The organism is Streptomyces bicolor (assembly GCF_000719285.1).
Taxonomy (GTDB): Bacteria; Actinomycetota; Actinomycetes; order Streptomycetales; family Streptomycetaceae; genus Streptomyces; species Streptomyces bicolor.
This window is the reverse complement of the sequence record NZ_JOFS01000015.1, coordinates 141891-150935: the sequence shown is the minus strand read 5'-3', so window position 1 is coordinate 150935 and position 9045 is coordinate 141891. Positions and strand designations below refer to the sequence as shown.

At 71.2% G+C, this 9045-nt stretch carries 8 protein-coding genes; 5 read left to right on the top strand and 3 right to left on the bottom strand.

Going from position 1 to position 9045, the window contains the following annotated elements; translation table 11 throughout:
- Positions 1–267 precede the first annotated feature (267 nt).
- Entirely contained in the window at positions 268–816 is a 549-nt protein-coding gene (locus tag IF78_RS0121250) for a TetR/AcrR family transcriptional regulator (RefSeq protein WP_031477796.1), read from the top strand.
- 80 nt (positions 817–896) lie between these two features.
- Here IF78_RS0121250 and IF78_RS0121245 read toward each other — a convergent pair whose 3' ends face one another.
- The gene (locus IF78_RS0121245) at positions 897–1847 is read right to left on the bottom strand and encodes a DeoR/GlpR family DNA-binding transcription regulator (RefSeq protein WP_078662534.1); all 951 of its coding nucleotides are present in this window, start codon (positions 1845–1847) and stop codon (positions 897–899) included.
- A 178-nt stretch (positions 1848–2025) separates the two neighbouring features.
- Positions 2026–3513, bottom strand: a complete 1488-nt coding sequence (locus IF78_RS0121240) for an NAD(P)H-quinone dehydrogenase (RefSeq protein ID WP_267882941.1) — start codon at positions 3511–3513, stop codon at positions 2026–2028.
- Between the two features lie 57 nt (positions 3514–3570).
- Between IF78_RS0121240 and IF78_RS0121235 the strand changes: the two genes are divergently transcribed.
- From IF78_RS0121235 to IF78_RS0121225, 3 genes are all read left to right on the top strand, one after another.
- Positions 3571–4008: a gamma-glutamylcyclotransferase family protein gene (locus IF78_RS0121235; RefSeq protein ID WP_003998392.1), complete on the top strand. Its 438-nt coding sequence runs from the start codon at positions 3571–3573 to the stop codon at positions 4006–4008.
- A gap of 131 nt (positions 4009–4139) precedes the next feature.
- On the top strand, positions 4140–4964 hold the full coding sequence (locus tag IF78_RS0121230) for a purine-nucleoside phosphorylase (RefSeq protein WP_031477790.1): 825 nt from the start codon (positions 4140–4142) through the stop codon (positions 4962–4964).
- A 391-nt stretch (positions 4965–5355) separates the two neighbouring features.
- Complete coding sequence (locus IF78_RS0121225) at positions 5356–6987, top strand: phospho-sugar mutase (RefSeq protein WP_031477788.1); 1632 nt, start codon at positions 5356–5358, stop codon at positions 6985–6987.
- 137 nt (positions 6988–7124) lie between these two features.
- Here IF78_RS0121225 and IF78_RS0121220 read toward each other — a convergent pair whose 3' ends face one another.
- Positions 7125–7826, bottom strand: coding sequence for a PH domain-containing protein (locus IF78_RS0121220; protein ID WP_031477784.1), 702 nt, complete (start codon positions 7824–7826; stop codon positions 7125–7127).
- A gap of 253 nt (positions 7827–8079) precedes the next feature.
- On the opposite strand from IF78_RS0121220, the gene deoC reads away from it, so the two are divergent.
- Positions 8080–9042, top strand: coding sequence for a deoxyribose-phosphate aldolase (gene deoC, locus IF78_RS0121215; protein ID WP_031477782.1), 963 nt, complete (start codon positions 8080–8082; stop codon positions 9040–9042).
- Positions 9043–9045: the final 3 nt, after the last annotated feature.

Here is a 9045-nt window from a genome sequence, read left to right as displayed (position 1 = left end):
CCCCTCAACGCCCACAAGTCCGGCACCATCAAGGGCCTGTCCGCCGAGGTCGGCGCCTCCCTCACCTCCGGCGCCCCCATCTGCGAAATCAAGGACTGAGCCGTACGACGTGGCGAGGCGCCCGGTGGACTGAGCGATCAGCCCACCGGGCGCTTCCCTTTCATGGCGTCCGGTCCGGGCAGCGCCCGTAGTGGCCAATGGCATGCTGAACCCACGGAACAAGTGAAGGAAGGGCAGGTGAGCCTCATGGCCCAGCCGCCGGCAGGCATGCGCGCCGACGCCCGCCGCAACCACGAGCGCCTGCTCACTGAGGCCCGCTCCGCCTTCGCCGAGCACGGCGCCGACGCCTCCCTGGAGGACGTGGCCCGCAGGGCGGGCGTGGGCATCGGCACCCTCTACCGCCACTTCCCCAACCGCGACGCGTTGTTGAGCGCCGTCTTCGAGGACGCGGTCGGCGACCTGCTGACCCGCTCCCAGGAACTCCTGCACGCCCCGGAACCGTGCGCGGCCCTGGTGACATGGCTGCGCGAGATCGTCACACACGCCGGGGTGTACCGGGGCCTGGCGCGATCTTTGATGTCCGTCTCCTACGACCGCACCTCAGCCCTGGCTCGTTGCAGCGATCCCATCCGCGAGGCGGGCGGCGCGCTGCTGGCCCGGGCACAGGAGGCGGGGAGAGTCCGCCAGGACGTAGCGATTGCCGACCTGCTCCAGCTCACCCACGCGATCGCATTGGCGGCGGAGGAGACACCGGGGGACCCGGACCTGGCGGACAGATTGCTGCACTTGACACTGCGGGGACTCAAGCCCACCTAGGGGCGCGGGGAACTGCGCGACAAGCCACAGACAACCAGCACTCGCGCACCACCACGAGCCCCTACGGCGAGCAGGCGAACCTAACGCCGCCGCAAATCGGCAACCCGCGCCCGCTCCCGCTCCGGTCCCTGCTCCCCGAGCACCGTCGCAGCGGACCGCAACCCCGGCCCACCCCCCGGCGCTTGCCCCCGGCGGGGCCCCGGCAGGGCACGCCGCCGCGCCGGGACCTCGTCACCCCCCGGGTTCCCGCTCGCCCCGGCCACGGCGATCTGCACCCCCTGGTCGGCGAGAGCCTGAAGCTCGGTGTGGGCACGGTCGTCATGGCCCGGCGGCTCGTCGGTGACCAGCCGCGTGATGACATCCGTGGGCACCGTCTGGAACATCGTGTCCGTACCGAGCTTGGTGTGATCGGCGAGGACGACGACTTCCGAGGCGGCCTGCACGAGTGCCCGGTCGACGGACGCGGACAGCATGTTGGACGTGGACAGCCCACGCTCGGCGGTCAGGCCGCTGCCGGACAGGAAGGCCCGTGACACCCGCAGCCCCTGAAGCGACTGCTCGGCACCACTGCCCACCAGCGCGTAGTTCGACCCGCGGAGCGTTCCGCCGGTCATCACGACCTCGACCCGGTTGGCGTGGGCCAACGCCTGTGCCACCAGCAGGGAGTTGGTGACGACGGTCAGACCGGGGATACGAGCGAGCCGGCGTGCCAGCTCCTGCGTGGTGGTCCCCGCCCCGACGACGATCGCCTCGCCCTCTTCCACGAAGTTCGCGGCGAGGTCGGCGATGGCCGTCTTCTCGGCGGTCGCGAGATGTGACTTCTGCGGAAAGCCGGACTCCCGCGTGAACCCGCCCGGCAATACCGCACCGCCATGCCGGCGGTCGAGGAGTCCTTCTGCCTCCAGTGCGCGCACGTCCCGCCGTACGGTCACTTCGGAGGTCTGGACGACGCGGGCGAGCTCACGGAGCGACACGGCCCCGTTCGCTCGCACCATTTCGAGGATCAATTGGCGACGTTCTGCAGCGAACACGAAACTGACAGTAACCCCAACGACCGTCTGGTTTCAGCAGTTTGCGCCGAATAACAGAAGTTGTTCGCACGCCAGGGCAAGAAGTGGTATAGGGCCTAGGCCCGCCGCCTATGCCGTACGCATGCTCGACAACTCGCTGTGACCAGCGAGGAGTTGGTTCAGGCCGCCAGGGCCTGTCCTAGAGTTCGCCGCCGGACTTCCGTGTGTGCAGCTGTCGTGCCACCTCGGCGATCGAGCCCGAAAGGGAGGGATACACGGTGAAGGCGTTCGCGATCTGTTCGACCGTCAGATTGTTGTCGACCGCGATCGAGATCGGATGGATCAGTTCCGAGGCGCGCGGCGACACGACCACACCGCCGACCACGATGCCGGTGCCCGGACGGCAGAAGATCTTGACGAAGCCGTCCCGGATGCCCTGCATCTTCGCGCGCGGGTTGCGCAGCAGCGGCAGCTTGACGACCCGGGCGTCGATCTTGCCCGCGTCGACGTCCGCCTGCGTGTAGCCGACGGTGGCGATCTCGGGGTCGGTGAAGACGTTCGACGACACCGTCTTGAGGTTCAGCGGGGCCACGGCGTCACCCAGGAAGTGGTACATGGCGATACGTCCCTGCATGGCGGCCACCGACGCGAGCGCGAAGACACCGGTCACGTCACCGGCGGCGTACACACCGGGCGCCGTGGTCCTCGACACCTTGTCGGTCCAGATGTGCCCCGACTCGCGCAGCTTGACGCCGGCCTCCTCCAGGCCCATGCCCTCGGAGTTCGGGATGGCGCCGACGGCCATCAGGCAGTGCGAACCGGTGATGACGCGGCCGTCGGCGAGGGTGACCTCCACCCGGTCCCCCACCCGCTTGGCGGCAGCCGCCCGCGAGCGCGCCATGACGTTCATGCCACGACGCCGGAACACGTCCTCCAGTACGGCGGCGGCGTCCGGGTCCTCACCGGGCAGCACGCGATCCCGCGACGAGACGAGCGTGACCCGCGACCCGAGCGCCTGATAGGCACCGGCGAACTCCGCACCGGTGACACCGGACCCCACCACGATGAGCTCCTCGGGCAGCTCGGTGAGGTCGTAGACCTGGGTCCAGTTGAGGATGCGCTCGCCGTCGGGCTGGGCGTCGGGCAGCTCGCGCGGGTGACCGCCGGTGGCGATGAGCACGGCGTCGGCGACGAGCGTCTCCTCGCTCCCGTCGGCGGCCCGCACCACGACCTTTCGCGACCCGTCCAGGGCCTGCATGCCCTCCAGCCGGCCACGGCCGCGCAGCACCCGGGCGCCGGCGCGCGTCACCGACGCGGTGATGTCGTGGGACTGGGCGAGCGCGAGCCGCTTCACACGCCGGTTGACCTTGCCCAGATCCACCCCCACGACCCGCGCGGGCGTGTCGACGTACGGGGTGTCGTCGGCGACGATGATGCCCAGCTCCTCGTACGAGGAGTCGAAGGTGGTCATCACCTCGGCCGTAGCGATAAGGGTCTTCGACGGCACGCAGTCGGTGAGCACCGACGCCCCGCCCAGACCGTCGCAGTCGACGACGGTCACCTCCGCGCCGAGCTGAGCGGCCACCAGCGCCGCTTCGTATCCGCCGGGTCCGCCACCGATGATCACGATCCGAGTCACGTACTCCATTGTCCCGCACGCCTCACCATTGGACTGCCTGGGGGCCAGCCCGAGACACCACCGTTACGGGAGGGGCGAGCGATTCGGCTGCCGTACCCTCTCCCCATGTCGCTCTACGCCGCGTACGCCGGCAATCTCGACGCGCGGCTGATGACCCGCCGCGCCCCGCACTCGCCGCTGCGCGCCACCGGCTGGCTGAACGGTTGGCGACTGACGTTCGGGGGCGAGCAGCTCGGCTGGGACGGCGCGCTCGCGACGCTCGTCGAGGAGCCGGGCGAGCAGGTCTTCGTCGCGCTGTACGACATCGCGCCCATGGACGAGGAGTCCCTGGACCGCTGGGAGGGCGTAGGTCTCGGGATATACCGCCGGCTCCGGGTACGGGTGCACACGCTGGAGGGCGAGGAGCCGGCGTGGGTGTACGTGCTGAACGCGTACGAGGGCGGGCTGCCGTCGGCCCGCTACCTGGGCGAGATCGCGGACGCGGCGGAGTCGGCGGGAGCGCCGCACGACTACGTGATGGAACTGCGCAAGCGCCCCTGCTGAAACCGCGGTGTCCCACCACCCCCTCCCATCCCTCCGGTCCCACTCTTCGTTGGAAACGACAAGACAACGATCGCCATCCCGTGAGCTCTGTCATCTACGCGCGTAGGCCCAAACCGGCTACCCTCAGTCGCGTGAACGCATCTCTTCTTCCGGACGACATCCAGGGCGACCCCCACGCGGCCGCCGACGCCGCCGCCGCACGCCTGCGCGAACTCACGGGCGCCGAGACCCACGACGTCGCCCTCGTGATGGGCTCCGGCTGGGCTCCGGCCGTGGACGCCCTCGGCGCCCCCGAGGCCGAGTTCCAGGTCACCGAGCTGCCCGGGTTCCCCCCGCCGGCGGTGGAAGGGCACGGCGGCAAGATCCGCTCCTACCGGATCGGCAACAAGCGCGCCCTGGTCTTCCTGGGCCGCACCCACTACTACGAGGGTCGCGGCGTGGCAGCGGTGGCCCACGGCGTCCGCACCGCCGTGGCGGCCGGCTGCAAGACGGTCGTCCTCACCAACGGCTGCGGTGGCCTGCGCGAGGGCATGCGCCCCGGCCAGCCGGTCCTGATCAGCGACCACATCAACCTCACGGCCACCTCCCCCATCATCGGCGCGAACTTCGTCGACCTCACCGACCTCTACTCCCCCCGCCTGCGCGCCCTGTGCAAGGAGATCGACCCCACGCTGGAGGAGGGCGTCTACGCCCAGTTCCCCGGCCCGCACTACGAGACGCCGGCGGAGATCCGCATGGCCCGCGTGATCGGCGCGGACCTGGTGGGCATGTCGACGGTGCTCGAGGCCATCGCGGCGCGTGAGGCCGGGGCCGAGGTGCTGGGCATCTCCCTCGTGACGAACCTCGCGGCGGGCATGACGGGCGAGCCCCTCAACCACGAGGAGGTTCTGCAGGCGGGCCGCGACTCGGCGACGCAGATGGGTTCGCTGCTGGCGCAGGTGCTCGGCCGGCTCTGAACCTCGGAGCACGCCGTAGGGGGTGCCGCGTCCGGTCGTAGGGCGTCTGCGGGCCCGTCCTGGCTGGTCGCGCAGTTCCCCGCGCCCCTGGGGGTTACAGTCGCCCGCGCCACAAGGTGGACGGACTTACAGTCGCCTGGCCGCAAGGTGGACGGACTCGCAGTCGCGCACGGAGGGAAGGGGACGGGGTGGGGGGTGTCCGCCCGCAGCGGCCGGCGTCCGGCACCCCGCGCAGACTGAGACACGGCAACCGCCGGACCGAGGACGGACACCCCCCACCCCGGCCCCGACCCACGACGAAACCGTCGGCGCTACGCGCACCCCCACCGCCCCGCGCGGGCCGCCGCAGGCATCGCACCCGAACCACCCGACCACGAGAGGCTGACCCGACGTGCAAGACGACCTCATCGCCCGGGCCCAGGCATGGCTCGCCGAGGACCCCGACCCGGAGACCCGCGACGAGCTCGCCAAGCTCATCGACACCGGCGACCTCACGCAGCTCGCGGAGCGCTTCAGCGGCACCCTCCAGTTCGGCACGGCGGGCCTGCGAGGCGAACTCGGCGCCGGCCCCATGCGCATGAACCGCACGGTCGTCATCCGCGCCGCCGCCGGCCTCGCCGCGTACCTCAAGAAGCACGGCCACGAGAACGGCCTCGTCGTCATCGGCTACGACGCCCGCCACAAGTCGGAGGACTTCGCCCGCGACACGGCCGCCGTCATGACCGGCGCGGGCCTGCGCGCCGCCGTACTCCCCCGCCCCCTCCCCACCCCGGTCCTGGCCTACGCCATAAGGCACCTCGGCGCGGTCGCCGGCGTAGAGGTCACCGCCAGCCACAACCCGCCCCGCGACAACGGCTACAAGGTGTACCTCGGCGACGGCTCCCAGATCGTCCCGCCCGCGGACATCGAGATCGCGGAAGAGATCGCCGCCGTACCGTCCCTGACCGTCGTCCCCCGCCCCACGGAGGGCTGGGAAACCCTCGACGACAGCGTCCTGGACGCCTACCTCGCCCGCACGGACGCGGTCCTCGCCCCCGACTCCCCCCGCACCGCCCGCACCGTGTACACCGCGATGCACGGCGTCGGCAGGGACGTCCTCCTCGCCGCCTTCGAGCGCGCCGGCTTCCCCGCCCCCGCCCTCGTCGCCGAGCAGGCCGACCCCGACCCGGACTTCCCCACCGTCGCCTTCCCCAACCCGGAAGAGCCCGGCGCGATGGACCTGGCCTTCGCCAAGGCCCGCGAAACGGCCCCCGACCTCGTCATCGCCAACGACCCCGACGCCGACCGCTGCGCCGTGGCCGTCAAGGACAACGACGAGTGGCGCATGCTGCGCGGCGACGAGGTAGGGGCCCTGCTCGCCGCACACCTGGTCAACCGCGGAGCCCAGGGCACCTTCGCCGAGTCGATCGTCTCCTCCTCCCTCCTCGGCCGTATCGCCGAGAAGGCGAACCTCCCCTACGAGGAGACCCTCACCGGCTTCAAGTGGATCGCCCGCGTCGACGGCCTGCGCTACGGCTACGAGGAGGCCCTCGGCTACTGCGTCGACCCCGAGGGCGTACGCGACAAGGACGGCATCACCGCCGCCCTGCTGATCACGGAGCTGGCCTCCGTCCTCAAGGCCGAGGGCCGCACGCTCCTCGACCTCCTGGACGACCTCGCCGTGGAGCACGGCCTGCACGCCACGGACCAGCTCTCGGTCCGCGTCCAGGACCTGTCGGTCATCGCGAACGCCATGCGCCGCCTGCGCGAGCAGCCCCCGACCGAGCTCGCCGGCCTGACCATCACCCGCGCCGAGGACCTCACCAAGGGCACGGACACCCTCCCGCCCACCGACGGCCTGCGCTACACGCTCGACGGCGCCCGCGTCATCGTCCGCCCCAGCGGCACGGAGCCCAAGCTGAAGTGCTACCTGGAGGTCGTCGTCCCGGTCCCGACGCACGCCGACCTCTCGGCGGCCCGCTCCAAGGCGGCCGACCTGCTGGCGACGATCAAGCGAGACCTGTCGGCGGCGGCCGGCATCTGAGCCGTACGACGACGGCCTGATCGTTCGCGAAAGGGTGCCCCCATGCGGAGGCACCCTTTCAGGCGTTTTCGCACGTGGTTGCGGCCCTCGGCTCGCTGTACGGGTGGGGCCGGGCGCCGGGAGGGGCCGCGGGTGGCTCAGGGCATGGTCAGCAGGATCAGCAGCACCACGGCGCCCGCGAGCGCCGGCCCCGCCACCTCGTAAGCCCACCGCACGGTCACCTCGCCCTGCGCGGACTCCTCCTGCTGCCGGTGCTCGAGGAGTTCCCGCAGGTCGTCCATGACCTTGTCGGTCTCGGCGCGCACCTGCCCGTCCGCTGCCAGGTCCGCCCGCGGCGCCCCGAAGCCAAGCCCTCCGAACCCCGTTCCCCCGCCTCCACGGCCGCCCCGCTCACCCCGCGCGGCAGCGCTCCGCTCCGCGGCCGCCCGGGCCGACCGGCGCGCCGCCTTCTTGCGGGCACGCAGCGAGACCGGGACCGCCCAGAGCTGGAACTTGGTGCCGGACTTGGCGACGACCTCGTTCGAGTAACCGGACCGCAGCGAGGCGATCTGTCCCCAGGGCAGCACGATGACGCGGAGCGGGTTGCGGATGCGCAGTCGTTCCTCGTTGGCGTAGACGGCGGGCCGCAGGGTGAACGCGGACACGAGCGGCACGAGGAGGATGAGCGCCGCGAGGGCGAGCCACTGCGTGCGTCCCTCGCCGCGGATCAGGGCGTCGAGGCCGAGCCAGAGGACGATGGCCAGCAGCAGGACGCCGCCGACGATGCCCATGGGCGAGCGGTAGACCCGGTCCTTCGACACGGGGTCCGGGGTGGGGGGCTGGGGCTCGGGGGTCGTCATGGGGCCGATTCTGCCGCATGCCTGCGGCGGCTCGGCCGGGCGCCCATTCACCGGGGGCGCTTGCTTCGTGCGCGAGTGCGGGTCGTGGTGTGGCTGGTCGCGCCCACGCGGCGGAGCCGCATACCGATACAGCCCCGCGCCCCTTGAGGTCGGACTCCTCCCCGGCGTCATAGGGGTCCGTCCCTTCGCGTCACCCAGACCATGCTCGGGGGTGTACAGCCGCTACGCGCGTAGATATGCTCGTCTGGTGACCATGCCCACCAATGCATCTGCCGCAGCTCACGCACTCACGGACGTCACCGCGTCCGACAGCACGCTGCGCCGCTTCCTTCACGGGCTGCCCGGCGTCGACGCGGTCGGCCTGGAGGGGCGGGCCGCGTCCCTCGGTACCCGTTCCATCAAGACGACCGCCAAGGCGTACGCCATCGACCTCGCCATCTCGATGGTCGACCTGACGACGCTGGAAGGCGCGGACACCCCGGGCAAGGTCCGGGCGCTCGGCGCCAAGGCGGTCCACCCCGACCCCACCGACCGTACGACCCCGGCGACCGCGGCCGTCTGCGTCTATCCCGACATGGTGGCCACCGCCAAGGAGGCCGTCGCCGGGTCCGGCGTGAAGGTCGCCTCCGTCGCCACCGCCTTCCCGGCCGGCCGCGCCGCCCTCGGTGTCAAGCTGGCCGATGTCCGCGACGCCGTCTCGGCCGGTGCGGACGAGGTCGACATGGTCATCGACCGCGGGGCGTTCCTCGCGGGGAACTACATGAAGGTGTACGACGAGATCGTCGCCGTGAAGGAGGCCTGCGGGACGAGCGCCCGCCTCAAGGTCATCTTCGAGACCGGCGAGCTGTCGACGTACGACAACATCCGGCGGGCCAGCTGGCTCGGCATGCTGGCGGGCGCCGACTTCATCAAGACGTCCACCGGCAAGGTCGCCGTCAACGCCACCCCCGCGAACACCCTCCTTATGCTGGAAGCGGTGCGGGACTTCCGTGCCCAGACCGGCATCCAGGTCGGCGTGAAGCCGGCCGGCGGGATCCGTACCACCAAGGACGCGATCAAGTTCCTGGTCCTGGTCAACGAGACCGCAGGCGAGGACTGGCTGGACAACCACTGGTTCCGCTTCGGCGCCTCCTCGCTCCTGAACGACCTGCTGATGCAGCGTCAGAAGCTGGCCACCGGCCGCTACTCCGGCCCCGACTACGTGACGGTGGACTGATCA

What these genes read in the sequence shown, in the direction of transcription:
- IF78_RS0121250 (WP_031477796.1), top strand. Translation starts at nt 268, where the DNA reads ATGCGCGCCGACGCCCGCCGCAACCACGAGCGCCTGCTCACTGAGGCC.
- deoC (WP_031477782.1), top strand. Translation starts at nt 8,080, where the DNA reads ATGCCCACCAATGCATCTGCCGCAGCTCACGCACTCACGGACGTCACC.
- IF78_RS0121235 (WP_003998392.1), top strand. Translation starts at nt 3,571, where the DNA reads ATGTCGCTCTACGCCGCGTACGCCGGCAATCTCGACGCGCGGCTGATG.
- IF78_RS0121220 (WP_031477784.1), bottom strand. Translation starts at nt 7,826, where the DNA reads ATGACGACCCCCGAGCCCCAGCCCCCCACCCCGGACCCCGTGTCGAAG.